General features: G+C 31.0%; 12 protein-coding genes. 11 read left to right on the forward strand and 1 reads right to left on the reverse strand.

Annotation, left to right across the window (positions count from 1 at the left end):
- The first annotated feature begins 2 nt into the window (after positions 1-2).
- The 6 genes from ABID14_RS05635 (at position 3) to ABID14_RS05660 (ending at position 7814) form a co-directional block, all read left to right on the forward strand.
- Entirely contained in the window at positions 3-1682 is a 1680-nt protein-coding gene (locus tag ABID14_RS05635; protein ID WP_354368015.1) for a formate--tetrahydrofolate ligase, read from the forward strand.
- A gap of 8 nt (positions 1683-1690) precedes the next feature.
- Positions 1691-2317 carry a cyclodeaminase/cyclohydrolase family protein gene (locus tag ABID14_RS05640; protein ID WP_354368017.1) on the forward strand — a complete coding sequence of 209 codons (627 nt, stop codon included), beginning with the start codon at positions 1691-1693 and terminating at the stop codon, positions 2315-2317.
- Positions 2314-3657 carry a glutamate mutase L gene (locus ABID14_RS05645; protein ID WP_354368019.1) on the forward strand — a complete coding sequence of 448 codons (1344 nt, stop codon included), beginning with the start codon at positions 2314-2316 and terminating at the stop codon, positions 3655-3657. The genes ABID14_RS05640 and ABID14_RS05645 overlap by 4 nt, the downstream gene beginning before the upstream one ends.
- 253 nt (positions 3658-3910) lie before the next feature.
- The gene (locus ABID14_RS05650) at positions 3911-5878 is read left to right on the forward strand and encodes an efflux RND transporter periplasmic adaptor subunit (RefSeq protein ID WP_354368021.1); all 1968 of its coding nucleotides are present in this window, start codon (positions 3911-3913) and stop codon (positions 5876-5878) included.
- Positions 5871-6551 carry an ABC transporter ATP-binding protein gene (locus ABID14_RS05655; protein ID WP_354368023.1) on the forward strand — a complete coding sequence of 227 codons (681 nt, stop codon included), beginning with the start codon at positions 5871-5873 and terminating at the stop codon, positions 6549-6551. Before ABID14_RS05650 ends, ABID14_RS05655 begins: the two co-directional genes overlap by 8 nt.
- Positions 6552-7814 (forward strand): ABC transporter permease, encoded by a 1263-nt coding sequence (locus tag ABID14_RS05660; protein ID WP_354368025.1) that lies wholly within the window; start codon positions 6552-6554, stop codon positions 7812-7814.
- A gap of 87 nt (positions 7815-7901) precedes the next feature.
- Here ABID14_RS05660 and ABID14_RS05665 read toward each other — a convergent pair whose 3' ends face one another.
- Positions 7902-9044 (reverse strand): tRNA(Met) cytidine acetate ligase, encoded by a 1143-nt coding sequence (locus ABID14_RS05665; RefSeq protein WP_354368027.1) that lies wholly within the window; start codon positions 9042-9044, stop codon positions 7902-7904.
- 106 nt (positions 9045-9150) lie between these two features.
- Between ABID14_RS05665 and ABID14_RS05670 the strand changes: the two genes are divergently transcribed.
- From ABID14_RS05670 to ABID14_RS05690, 5 genes are all read left to right on the forward strand, one after another.
- Positions 9151-10347 (forward strand): acetate kinase, encoded by a 1197-nt coding sequence (locus ABID14_RS05670; RefSeq protein ID WP_354368029.1) that lies wholly within the window; start codon positions 9151-9153, stop codon positions 10345-10347.
- 71 nt (positions 10348-10418) lie between these two features.
- A complete protein-coding gene (locus tag ABID14_RS05675; RefSeq protein ID WP_354368031.1) occupies positions 10419-10955 on the forward strand; it encodes a YceD family protein in 537 nt (178 codons plus the stop codon).
- A 2-nt stretch (positions 10956-10957) separates the two neighbouring features.
- A complete protein-coding gene (gene rpmF, locus ABID14_RS05680) occupies positions 10958-11137 on the forward strand; it encodes a 50S ribosomal protein L32 (protein WP_354368033.1) in 180 nt (59 codons plus the stop codon).
- A 350-nt stretch (positions 11138-11487) separates the two neighbouring features.
- Positions 11488-13128 (forward strand): tryptophanase, encoded by a 1641-nt coding sequence (locus ABID14_RS05685; protein WP_354368035.1) that lies wholly within the window; start codon positions 11488-11490, stop codon positions 13126-13128.
- An 89-nt stretch (positions 13129-13217) separates the two neighbouring features.
- Positions 13218-14564 (forward strand): sodium-dependent transporter, encoded by a 1347-nt coding sequence (locus ABID14_RS05690; protein ID WP_354368037.1) that lies wholly within the window; start codon positions 13218-13220, stop codon positions 14562-14564.
- The last annotated feature ends 315 nt before the right edge of the window (positions 14565-14879 follow it).

Genomic DNA, 14879 nt, shown 5'->3' on the forward strand with positions numbered 1-14879 from the left:
TTATGGCATTTAAAACAGATATACAAATAGCAGATGAAGCAAAAATGCTACCAATAGAAGAAGTAGCAGCAAAAGTAGGAATAGAAAACGATGACCTTGAACATTATGGAAAATATAAAGCAAAAATAAGCTGGGACGCAATAAAAAGAATAAATGACGAAAACAAAGACGGAAAACTAATATTAGTGTCAGCAATAAGTCCAACACCAGCAGGAGAAGGAAAATCAACTGTTTCCATAGGATTAACACAAGGTTTAAATAAAATAGGCAAAAAATCAGCAGTAGCGCTACGTGAACCATCACTAGGACCAGTATTTGGAGTAAAAGGTGGAGCAGCAGGTGGAGGATACTCTCAAGTAGTACCAATGGAAGATATTAACCTTCACTTCACAGGCGACCTACACGCAATGACAGCAGCAAATAACCTTATCTCAGCATGCATAGATAACCATATTCACCAAGGAAATGCACTAAGAATAGACTCAAGACAAATAACTTGGAAAAGAGTTATCGACATGAACGATAGAGCACTTAGAAATGTAGTAATCTCATTAGGAAAAAAAGCAGATGGCTTTCCAAGAGAAGATCATTTCATGATAACAGTAGCATCAGAAATAATGGCAGTATTATGTCTATCAGAAAGCCTAACAGACCTAAAAGAAAGACTAGGCAAAATGATAGTAGCATACAATTTAGATGGAGATCCAATAACAGTAGCAAACCTTGAAATAGAAGGAGCAGTAGCAATGCTACTAAAGGATGCATTAAAACCAAATCTAGTACAAACACTAGAAAACACACCAGCATTTATTCATGGAGGACCATTTGCAAATATAGCCCATGGATGTAACTCAATACTAGCAACAAGATTAGCACTAAAAACAAGCGATTATGCAATAACAGAAGCAGGATTTGGTGCAGACTTAGGTGCAGAAAAATTCATGGATATCAAATGTAGAGTAGCAGATTTAAAACCAGATGCAGTTGTAATTGTTGCAACAATCAAAGCTCTAAAAATGCATGGTGGAGTAGATAAAAAAGATCTAAAACCAGAAAACGTGGAAGCATTAGAAAAAGGATTCGAAAACTTAAAAAGACATGTAAAAAATGTTAAAAAATTCGGAGTGCCAGCAATAATTGCAATCAACAGATTCGAATCAGATACAGAAAAAGAAATCGCAAAATTAGAAGAACTATGCGAAGAACTTGGAGTAAGAATCTCACTATGTGACTGTTTCGCCAAAGGTGGAGAAGGAGCAGAAGATTTAGCGAAACAATTAGTAGACCTAATTGACGAAGAAGAAAATAACTTCAAACCACTTTATGACGTAGAAGGAACAATTGAAGAAAAAGTAAACACAATAGTAAAAGAAATCTATGGTGGAAGACAAGCAAACTTCACAAAAGCTGCACAAAACCAAGCTAAAAAACTAGAAGCAATAGGACTTGACAGACTTCCAATATGTGTAGCAAAAACACAATTCTCATTTACAGATGACCAAAAAGTAATGGGAGCACCAAGTGATTTTGATATAGAAATTCAAGATGTAAGAGTATCAGCGGGAGCTGGATTTATAGTAGTTCAAACATCAAATATCATGGTAATGCCAGGACTTCCAAAAGTACCTGCTGCAAATAAAATGGATATTGAAAACGATGGAACTATTACAGGTTTATTCTAGGAGGAAAAATGCTTAAAGATTTAAATATTGTAGAATTTGCAAATGAAACTGCTTCTAATTCACCAGCACCAGGTGGTGGATCAATAGCTGCACTTAATGCGGCTATTGCAGCTTCACTTTTGTCAATGGTAGCTAATCTTACAATTGGCAAAAAAAGATATATGGATGTAAATGACAGAATGGAAGAAATTGCAGCTGAGCTTGTAAAATATAAAGATGAATTTGTTGATGGAATTGACAAAGATGCGAACTCATTTAATGGAGTTATGGATGCTATGAAACTTCCAAAGGAAACTGAAGAAGAAAAAAGCATTAGATCCGATAAAATTCAAGAAGGTTATAAAGAAGCTATTGATGTTCCTCTAGGACTAGGTACTAAAGTAACTGAACTTTATGATTATGCAAGAGAACTAGCAGAAACTGGTAACTCAAATGCTATAACTGACGTTGCTGTTGCTGTTATTAATATTAAATCAGCAGTAGAAGGAGCATTCCTAAACGTTATAATTAATCTAAATTCATTAAAAGATGAAAATTATAGACATGAATTAGAAGAAAAAATGGACGCTGTAAGATCAATTGTAGCTAAAAATCATGAAGAAATCATGAAAATAGTTGACGAAAAATTAGCGTGAGGTATCTTTTAGTTGACATTGGGTCGACTTATACTAAATTAAATTTAGTAGATACTGTAGAAAACAACATTTTAGCAAGTGCATCTAGCTATACAACTGTTGATACAGATGTGAGAATTGGTTTTGAAAAGGCATTAGATAAAATAAAGAAATATTCAACATTTAGTTATGATAAAATACTTGGATGTTCTTCTGCATCAGGTGGACTAAAAGTTGTAGCAATAGGATTTTCGAAAAACTTGACTACAAATGCTGCTAGGCTTGCGTCGCTTTCGAGTGGTGCGAGAATACTAAAAGTTTATTCTTATGAACTCTCTAATGAAAAAGTATTGGAGATAGCAAATTCAAGAGCAGATGTAATAGTATTAAGTGGCGGGACAGATTATGGCAATAGAGAAAATATTATTTTTAATGCCAAGAAATTAGCACAACATAATATTCAAATACCAGTTGTAGTAGCTGGAAATATAGACTGCCAGAATGAAATTAAGGAGATATTTGATAAATCAAGTATCTCCTATAAATTTACAGAAAATGTCATGCCCAATACAAATACAATAAATTATAGGCCACTTAGAGAAACTATTGGAAATCTTTTTATAAAAACAATATCAGTTGCCAAAGGAATCGATAAATTAAGTAGAGATTTTGAAACTTTTTTACCAACGCCAATAGCGGTACAAAAAGCAATGTCTTCATATGCTAAGCATTTGAATGATTTTATTATTTCTGTCGATGTTGGGGGAGCAACTACAGATATTCATTCCATAGGAAAATCATATTATGGAGAAGATAATATTCTATCTCCAATAATAGAAGAACCGTTTGAAAAAAGAACAGTAGAAGGTGATATGGGTATGAGATATTCTGCTACTGCTCTGTATGAATCTGTTGGCGAAAAACCTTTTTTAGAATTTGGCATAAAAGATGCAAAAGAAAAAACAGAATATAGATTTAAAAATCCAGATTATATACCAAATGAAGAAGATGAATGTTATTTTGACAATATTCTGTGTTATATAGCTACAAAGGAATCTCTAGAAAGACATATAGGTATAATAAAAAAAATAAAAACACCTACAAGAATTATTTATCAACAAATAGGTAAAGATTTGAGAAATGCAAAGTTCTTTATAGGGACTGGCGGAAACTTAATTCATTCAAATAATCCTAGACAAGTACTAGAATCCATATCTCATTTGGATAAAGAATTTTTGATTAATAAAAATATCGATTATATACTAGATAAAAATTATATATTGTCATCGGCAGGTTTACTTTCAACAGTAGATGTAAAAGCTTGTAATAATTTATTGGATAAATATCTAATAAAATTATAAAAATAAAAGAAGTTGTAATGTGAAATTATAACTTCTTTTTTGTTTTATAAAGTAAATGATAAGAAAGATTTGGCTTTTGTAGCATATATTAAATAGAAAATAATAGTTTTCAAATCTATTTTATATTGTAAAGGCGATGATTTATATGAAATTATAATTTTTCTAAAGATTATTAAGATATTCTTAAGATTGTTTATAATTTATGATTATTAAATATTCTTAGGTTATAATCTTATTTAGAAAGGGGCGTTATATGAATAAAATCAAGAATTTTGTAACAAATCATAAAAAGTTATCGATTGCAATTATAATTATAGCGGTATTACTAATTGGAAGGACAGTGTTTGCACTTTTCAATAAAAAAGATTATTTAGAGGTGTCACAAAGTCAGGTCACAACTTTAAATAAAAAAGAAGTAGTAAATTCTGTCAATGAGACAGGGACTGTTGTAAGTTCTAATTCTATAGAAGTATATGCTGAAAACCAACTGCCAATTGATACTTTAGATGTTAGAGTTGGTGATAAAGTAAGTCAAGGAGATATAATTGCATCTTTGGTTTCAACTGATATAGAACAGCAAATTGCAGCTAAACAAGAAGCTAATCGTGCGCAACAATCTACTGTGGCTGCTCAAGTTTCGGCTGCCAAAAATCGTCTAAAAGAAGCTATAACAGGCAGGGAGACTGGCACACATTCCACTATTCATGGTGCGAATACAAATGTCACAGTTGCTTTTGACCAATATAAACAGGCGAAAAAAACATATGAGGATTTTAAAAGAAGTTTAGATGAAGGTTACAACCCTGAACTTATTTCAGAAAAGACTGAAAGAGAAAATCTTTCATATCAAGAAAAAACAGGTTTAAAAAAACAACAACAATTAGTTGAAAGCATTTATGAAAATCATGATAATATCAGAAATAATAGAGATAGGGCAAATAGACTTGAAAGTGATATTTCTTCTACAGAGGCAAGAATTGACAGTTTAAATAGAGAACTTACTGAAATTGGAATAGAACTTACTAATGCTAATGTCGTAATTAGTGATTTAAGTTCTAGTCTTAACGTGAAAACTAATGATGATAGTAATTCTACTGTGAAACAAGAAGATATAAACTCCATAAAGGCTGCAATAGATAGAAAAAGAGAAGAGATAAACAATCTTACTCGTGAACAAGCAAGTATAGAACGTGAAATAAAAAATTTAACTTCAGATTTATCGACATATCAAGCTGATAGGGACAAATACTTAGCAGAAGCTGAAACTTTAGAAAAAACACTCCCAGATAAGGAAAAAGAGCTAGATGCGCTCCAAATTGATGTACAAAAAGCAAAAGACGACTTACAATCAGGTGCAGATAAAGAATTAAAAAATAATGAAACTAGAAACGACCAATTAAAAACATTAAAGCAAAATATGGAAGTTGCTAAAAATAATTATGACGAAGCACTTAAAGCACTTGATTCAGCTAAATCCGGAGTAGATAATGAGATAAAAACTCTTCAAGATGGTGTAAAACAAGCTCAAACTGGATATGCTGGTATAAGCAATAAAGAATTAGAGTTTTTGAAAGAATCTCTAGATAGAACAGTAATTAAGGCACCAATATCAGGAACTGTTACTAAAATTGATTCTAAAGAAGGACAAATACCAACAGGACCAATTGCAACTATTGAAACAATTGATACTTTAAGAGTTGAGTCTCATATTAAAGAATATAATATCAATGATGTAAAAGTAGGCACTAAAGTTATACTAACTTCTGATGCTCTTGATGGAGTTGAACTTGAAGGAGAGGTCATTACAGTTGATCCTGCTCCTGAAAAAAAAGAAGGCGATCAATCCAAAGATGTTTATTATAAAACAACTATCGAAATTAAGGATAATCAAAAAGATAAATTGACACCAGGCATGACTTTGAGAGTGAAATATATTTTATCTGAAGAAAAAGATACTTACTCTGTACCCACTGGTGCGATATTTGAAAGAGATAATAAAAATTATGTGCTCTCTCTTAAAGATATTGGGAACGAAAAATATGAAATAAAATTAACAGAAGTAGAAACTGGTCTTTCTAATGATTTTGAAACTGCCATAAAAGGAAAGAATATTAAGAAAGGAATGAAAGTTTTGACCTCATCTTCTGGTTATGGGGAAGGTCAAATCGTAAAAATTATAGAAAATGTCCAAGAAGATACAGGTAATAAAGAAGATGTCTAAGTTAATTGAAATGAGAGACATTAAAAAGTCTTTTAATATTGGAAAAGAAAATGAGCTAGAAATATTGCATGGTATAGATATGGATGTTGAAGATGGCGAATTTATATCTATTGTAGGACAATCGGGCTCTGGTAAAAGTACTTTGATGAATATAATAGGTTTACTAGACAGACAGACCAGTGGTGAATATGAACTAAATAGTGTAGATATTAAAACATTAAAAGATGAAGAGTTATCATCTTATAGAAGTAAGAGGATTGGTTTTGTATTCCAGAATTTTAATCTTATTCCAAGATCTAATGCACTTAAAAATGTCGAATTACCAATGCTTTATGCAAAAATTTCCCGAACTGAAAGGTTAGAACGTGCCCAAAAACTATTGGAAGCTGTTGATATGGCAGATAGAATGGAACATAGACCAAATGAGTTATCGGGAGGACAAAAGCAAAGAGTAGCTATAGCTCGTGCGATGGCAAATAATCCCAATATAATTTTGGCTGATGAACCTACTGGAGCACTTGATACTAAGACAGGAATCCAAGTTATGGAGCTTTTTCATAAACTAAATGAAGAAGAAGGCCGTACTATAATAATAATTACTCATAATATGGAACTTGCTAAAGAGGCATCTAGAATTTATGAGATGAGTGATGGATTCTTGAAGGAGGTTTAAATGGATTTACTTGAAACTATTAAACTATCTATAGAGGGTATTAAGACAAATAAATTGCGTTCTTTTTTGACTATGCTTGGAATAATAATAGGTATTTCTTCTGTAATTGGAATTACAACAATTGGAAATGCAATGTCAAGTTCAGTCAATAAAGCTTTTGAAACTGTTGGCAATACGGCTGCTTATATAATGATTGAACCTAAAGAGGACTATTCATATGAAGACATAGTCTTTCCAGATGATTTTATTACAAAACAAATGATGGACAACCTAATGGAAACAAAACCAAATTTGATTAAAGATGTAGTGTATAAAGGGCCAGGGGGCTCTGCACAGATAAAGGAATCTAAGAAAGAGATTATGGTAAATGTTTCTTCTACATCTCCTGGTGAAAAAGATATTAGTAATTTAAAAATTACAGCAGGCAGATTTTTAAATGCTGATGATATAAAGAGGTCGAAAAGTGTTGCTGTTATATCAGATAAAGTAGTAGATAAGATTTTTAATGGAAATGTATCAAATGCCTTAGGACAAGAAATTAAGACTTATAAAGATGGAAAACTTATTGTATTAACAGTGGTAGGTATTTATAAATATGAAAAAATTGAGGTAACTATGTTTGGAAGTATGAATGGCGAGACTTCAACTTTGTATATGCCTTATACCACTGCTAACCGTGAATTTAGTTCTGGTTTTGATGATGAAGCTTTTAATGTTGTCACTTTTTCATTGGTAAGCACAGAAAATGTAGAATCAAAGACAGATGAAATCGCAGAATATATTAATAATAAATATTATGCATCTAATGATAGAGTTGAAGTAATAGTTAAGTCTGCTATTTCAGAGATAAGCACCTTTACTCAAGCGATGAGTGGTATACAAGCCGCTGTTGCAGCAATTGCAGGCATAGCACTTTTAGTTGGTGGAATCGGTGTTATGAATATACTTCTTGTTTCTGTTACCGAAAGGACTAGAGAAATCGGGATACGAAAAGCCCTTGGAGCTACTAAAGGCGATATAAGAAAACAATTTATTATAGAATCCGTAATATTATGTATTATTGGTGGTTTTTTTGGAATTGTATTTGGTGGTTTAATTGGTGTCGTTGGTTCATCTATTATTATTAAAGAAACTACATTGCCGACTCTATCTTCCATAATAATAGCAGTAGGTTTCTCGATGGCGATAGGTGTATTTTTTGGATATTATCCAGCTAATAAGGCTGCCAAATTAGATCCTATTGAAGCATTGAGGTATGAATAATAATATTTACAATAAATTATTATTTATTAGTTATCATTTTTAATATTTGAATTATATTAAATAAACACTAAAGACTTGAGCAAAAACTCAAGTCTTTTTATATATTTTATGAGTGAAATCTAGCCCCATATTTCCAGATTTATAATTATATAAATTTGTAGCAAGTATTTCTTTATCTAATATCTGTTTTTGTATACCGATAGATGAATCATAATACTTTTTAAATGAACTTATTATATTTTTATTGTTAGATGTATTTAAAATTTCAGCACCTCTATCATCGAGTCCAAGCACTCTTATATAAGGAAAATTGAAGGATTCTAATATTAAATTTTTATCCAAATCTAAAAGCATTTGAATTAACAATCTTTTTATTCTTGATTTGCTATGTCTTTTAGAATGGGTTCTTTCAATAAATTCTTCTGCGTCTTTAGAATCCAAATTATTGAACATTCGATTTTCTAGTCCAACTTCATAATCAAAATAATTTTCGAAATTACAATTTTGTGTAAGTATTTTATATTTGATTATATCAAAGTAATCATCTAATAGATGAATATCATATATATTATAATTAGGAGTATATTTAGTATAATCAGTCTTGTTTTTTATTAAATTTCTTATTAATGAAGCTGAAGCAAAGTTATCACTTGGATAAAAAGAATCATGATTTACACTTTTTCTAATAATAGAATGGGGTGTGATTTTTGATTTTAATTTTTCTAAAGCATTTAAGTATTCAAAAGCTAAAATATTATTTGGTTTTTTATAAATATTTTTTTCATAAGCTGAAAGAAAATCCATTGCTAATTCTTTAGATTTTATATAAGAATATCCATCATCAATAAAAGTTTTTATTTTTTTATCATCAAAATTAGAATCTATTTTTTCTTTAATATTTATTAATTCGTTTAATTCATTTTCACTACCGAAAAATAATTTATCTATAGATTGAAAAGAATTTAGAATATTTATTGCACCTTTTGAGAAAAGTTCAGCATTTGCAGTGCTATAAATAACAGGATTTTCAATAACTAGACTAGCACCATTATCTATAGCAATTTTAGCGCGAGTAAATTTATCGATAATAGCAGGCTCACCTCGTTGTACGAAGCTTGTAGACATAATGACAATAATATAATCAGTGTACTCATTTTTAATTTTTTCTATTTGATATTTGTGGCCGTTATGAAAAGGGTTATATTCGGCAACAATAGAGGCTATTTTCATAATTAAATTCTCCAATTTATTGACTAAAAAGCAAGGTTGTTATAATATATTTGATATAGATTATTATACTATGAAAGAACAATTTTTGAAAATCTGAGGAGGAATTATGAAGATATTAGTAATAAACTGTGGTTCATCTTCACTTAAATATCAGTTAATTGATATGGAAAATGAAGAGGTTCTTGCAAAGGGATTAGTTGAGAGAATAGGTATTGAAGGTGCTAGGATAAAGCATGAAACAATAGGAAAAGACAAAAAAACTATTGAAACACCTATGCAAGACCATAAGAAAGCATTAGAACTTGTTATGGATTCTCTTACAAATGCAGAGTATGGTGCAATAGCATCACTTGATGAAATTGGAGCAGTTGGACATAGAGTAGTTCATGGAGGAGAAGACTTTGCAGATTCTGTTATTATAGATGAAAAAGTATTAAAAGCTATTGAAGATAATGTTGAAATAGCACCACTTCACAATCCACCAAATATTATGGGTATCAAAGCTTGTGAAAAATTGCTTCCTAATGTAAAACAAGTAGCTGTTTTTGATACAGCATTCCATCAAACTATGCCTGAAGCAAGTTATATCTATGCACTTCCTTACGAATATTATGAAAAGTATAAAGTAAGAAGATACGGTTTCCATGGAACAAGCCACAAATACATCACAAATAGAGCGGCAGAAATGCTTGGAAAAGATGTAAATGAAGTGAATTTAATAACTTGCCACTTAGGAAATGGATCAAGTATATGTGCAGTTGAAAATGGAAAATCCATTGATACTTCAATGGGCTTTACACCACTTGAAGGTCTTGCAATGGGCACAAGATCTGGAGACTTAGATCCAGCTATTATTCCATTTATAATGGAAAAAGAAAAACTAGATCCAGCTGAAATGAATAATGTTTTAAATAAAAAATCTGGTGTCTTAGGAATTTCTGGAGTGTCAAGTGACTTTAGAGATTTAGAATCAGCGAGTGAAGAAAATAACCACAGAGCTAGTCTTGCTCTTGATATTTTTGAAAAAAGAGTGCGTGGATATATTGGAAGCTACATGACTGAACTTGATGATGTTGATGCTATTATATTTACTGCAGGAGTTGGTGAAAATTCAATTGAAATGAGAGAGTCAATTTGCGAAGGATTAAAAATCTTTGGTGTAGAAATTGACAAAGAAAGAAACAATGTTAGAGGAGAAGATAAAGTTATTTCTTCAGACAATTCAAAAATTAAAGTTCTTGTAGTGCCAACTAATGAAGAGTTAATGATAGCAAGAGATACTCAACAATTAGTAGAAAAATAATTTTATCAAAGTATTGACAAATTGAGGGTTTTACAGTTATAATGATGTGTATGTATTTTTGAGGTGAGAATGTGAAATTAGATCTAAGTAGATTTTTGTCCTCTGATGTTGAGAAATTTGATTTTCAAGGAGAACTTGCTCTAAATGATACGAATCTGGAAATTGATGATCTAAGGATTATTTTTCCCATCAAATACAGTGGTTCAATTTACGATTTAACTGGAGAACTTGTTTTAAATTTAAAGATATCTTATGATTTTATAGCAAATTGTGATAGATGTTTAGTAGAATTTAAAAATCATAAAGAGACAAGTTATAAAGCTTATAATTTTAAAGATCCAAGCTTTTATGACGAGGATTCTACTGATGAGTATTTTAAATTAGAGAACGACTCTATTAACTTATCAGAAATTATTTTGTCTCAAGTGATTACATCCCTTCCGGGGAAAAATCTTTGCAATGAGAATTGTAAAGGTCTATGCCCTAATTGTGGACAGAACTTAAATGAAGGGGAATGCAACTGTTCAAAAGAAGAAACAGAAGTCGAAGATAAAGTTGACCCTAGATTTGAAAAATTATTGGATTTATTTAAAGATGAGGAGGTGTAGAAATGGCTGTACCTAAAGGTAAAACTTCAAAACAAAGAAAAAACAAAAGAAGAGCATCTTCTTATAGATTAAATAAAGCAACTGTAGTGGAGTGTCCTAACTGCCACGAAATGAAATTACCTCATAGAGTTTGTCCAGAATGTGGATATTATGATGGTAAACAAGTGATTGAAGTAGAATGATAAATTAGTGAGACTTATGTAGTCTCACTTTTTTTGTGCAATTAATTTTAGTATTCATACTAAAGTTTATGTAAAATGAAAACTTTAATAAAAGTTTAATAAAAATTGTTGATTCTTAATTTATGACATTAAAAATTTGATTATAAATTATAAAATTTATTTAAAGAACTAAAATTGACTTCTGCATGCTAAATGATTATAATAAAATTAACCGTAGAAGCAAAGGATTTCCTAAATTTATTCTTGTTTCTTTGTAGTTAGTACTGTCCGCTAGTTATTAGTTATTTGGAAAATAATTGATGATAACCGGGGTATCTCAAAATAAAAAGCTAGGCTTTGGAGGTAATAGTATGACTAAAAAATATTCTTTGAACGTTCCCACACCTACTCATTTTACATTTGCTGTTCGTGATTTACCAAATGTAACAGTTGAGCAACGTGAACGAGTTTTAAAAGCGACCCACTATAATGAATTTGCATTTCCTTCAGGAATGCTTACAGTAGATATGTTGTCAGATTCAGGCACTACAGCAATGACAAATACTCAATGGGCTTCGTTATTTTACGGAGATGAAGCTTATGGAAGAAATACGGGATATTATGTATTACTTGATACTTTTCGCGACATTTTTGAACGTGGTGGAGAAAAAAACTGGAAAAAAATCTTAGATCTCGTTAGAACTGATTGTAGAGATGTAGAGAAAATGATGGACGAGATTTACTTATGTGAATATGAAGATGGACTTTTTAATGGCGGCGCAGCCCAAATGGAGCGTCCTAATGCCTTTATTATTCAACAAGGGCGTGCAGCTGAGTCTGTACTTATGGAAATCGTAAGAAACATATTACAAGAACGTCATCCAGGAAAAGTATTTACTATACCTTCTAATGGACACTTTGATACTACAGAAGGTAATATCAAACAAATGGGTTCTATACCAAGAAATTTATATAATAAAGAATTATTATATGAAATACCTGAAGAAGGTAAATACGATAAAAATCCATTTAAAGGAAATATGGATATTGAAAAATTAGAAGAGCTAATAACTAAAGTTGGACCAGAAAATGTACCACTAATTTTTGCTTGTTTAACTAATAATACAGTATGTGGACAACCAGTATCTTTAGGAAATATTAAAGAAATCAATCGTGTCGCACACAAATATGATATACCACTTATTTTTGATGTTGCTCGTTGGGCAGAGAATGCATATTTCATTAAAATGAACGAAGAGGGCTATGCTGATAAAAGTATAGCAGAGATAGCCTCTGAAATGTTCTCTTATTGTGACGGTTTTTGTATGTCTGCCAAAAAAGATGGACATGCTAATATGGGAGGAATGTTAGCTTTTCGTGATAAAGGTCTATTTTGGCAAAAATTCTCTGATTTTAATGACGATGGAAGCATAAAAATGGATGTCGGAGTTAGACTTAAAGTTAAACAAATTTCATGTTATGGCAATGATTCTTATGGCGGAATGAGTGGCAGAGATATTATGGCACTTTCAGTTGGTTTATATGAAAGTTGCGATTTTAATTATATGGACAATCGAGTAAGACAATGTGAATATTTAGCACAGGGATTTTATAAAGCTGGAATTAAGGGAGTAGTTTTACCTGCTGGTGGACATGCAGTATACTTAAATATGGATGAGTTTTTTGACAATAAACGTGACCATGATACATTCGCTGGAGAGGGTTTTTCTCTTGAATTAATACGTCGTTATGGAATTAGAGTTTCCGAACTGGGTGATTATTCTATGGAATATGATTTAAAGACACCAGAACAACAGGCTGAACTTGCAAATGTAGTTCGTTTTGCTCTTGATAGAAGCAGACTAACTAAAGAACATCTTGATTATGTAATTGCGGCGGTAAAGGATTTATACGAAGATAGAGAGAACATTCCTAATATGAGAATTGTGTGGGGACACAATCTTCCAATGCGTCATTTCCATGCGTTCTTAGAACCATATCCAAATAAATAAAATATAATTATTTAAAATCAAGGACAATTCATTTATATATTGAATTGTCCTTGTGTTATAATATATAAAATTACTATGGAGGAACTACTATGAACGTTAAAAACATTATTAAAGAACGTGATGGTTTTACTGGTAAATGGGGATTTATATTGGCATGTATTGGATCTGCTGTAGGTATGGGTAATATTTGGCGTTTCCCTATAATGGTGTCTCTATGGGGAGGCATGGATTTTTTAATTCCTTATTTTTTATGTGTAATATTGATTGGTTCGACTGGTGTAGTAGAAGAATTTGCATTGGGTAGAGCAACTGGAGCAGGACCAATTGGAGCATTTGGCACTTGCACTAAAATAAAAACTGGTAATAGGAGAATTGGAGAGTTAATAGGATTTATTCCAATAATTGGATCCTTATCTCTTGCAATAGGATATACAGTAGTGATGGGCTGGATTTTTAAATATACTTTTATGTCTTTTAGTGGCAAAATATCGGCGATGGGACAGGACATGGAAATTATTGGCGGCACATTCGATAAAGTGGCTATAGACAATCCTGTGTGGATATTTGTGGCAGTTGTAATATCATTTATTATTATGTCTATGGGAGTATCTAAAGGTATTGAGAAAGCTAATAAAATAATGATGCCTATTTTATTTTTCTTATTTGTTGGTCTTGGCGTTTATATTGCTACATTACCTGGAGCGATTGAAGGATATAAGTATATTTTTACGCTGAACATTTCTAAACTCTCAAATCCGATGCTTTGGATTTTTGCTTTTGGTCAAGCTTTTTTCTCATTATCAGTAGCTGGGCATGGATCAGTTATTTATGGTTCATATTTACCAAAAACAGAAGATATACCAAAATCCGCTTTTAATGTAGCTTTTTTTGATACTCTTGCAGCACTCTTGGCAGCTTTTGTTATAATTCCAGCTATGGCTGTGGGAGGAGCTCCACTAGAAAATGGTGGTCCAGGTCTTATGTTTGTTTGGTTAGTCAATGTTTTAAATGGCATGCCAGCAGGCAGAATTGTGAGTATTATATTCTTTGTTTGTGTTCTTTTTGCAGGTATAAGTTCAATAATTAACTTATACGAAGCACCTGTCGCTATGCTTCAAGATAATCTAAGTTTAAATAGAGTTTTATCTACTGGAATTATATTAATAATCGGTTGTATAGTAGCAATTTTAATTCAGAAGATAACTGGAGAATGGATGGATTTTGTTTCTATTTATATTTGTCCATTGGGAGCTTTTTTAGCAGGAACAATGTTTTTTTGGGTTGCAGGCAAAGAGTTTATAAACGATGCAGTTAATCTTGGTAGAAAAAATGGAAAACCTGTTGGCAATTATTTCTTTACGCTTGGAAAATATGTGTATGTTCCTTTATGTATAGTAGCTTTAGTAGCAGGAGCTATTTTAGGTGGAATAGGTTAAATTTAATATTGTAATTTGAACCCTTGAGTCTTCTGATTTAAGGGTTTTTAATTATTAACGAAAAATCCAATTGAAAATTGATTAAAGTATAATAAATTTTTTTTAAAAGCTTTATAATATACGAGTTTAAAAAGTAGTTAGTAAATTTTGATGCCTTTATTTAAATATTATCCTTTGCTAATAATATCGTTAAAAAAGTAGAATTAAAAATAACATATGATGTAATGTAAACGTTAAATAAATTGTCAAAAATTTAACTAATTCTATTGTAAAAATAAATAAAATATGTTATTATTATGTTATTAAATTAACAAT

Origin of the sequence: Peptoniphilus olsenii (assembly GCF_040545475.1) — a bacterium.
Lineage (GTDB): Bacteria > Bacillota > Clostridia > Tissierellales > Peptoniphilaceae > Peptoniphilus_A > Peptoniphilus_A olsenii.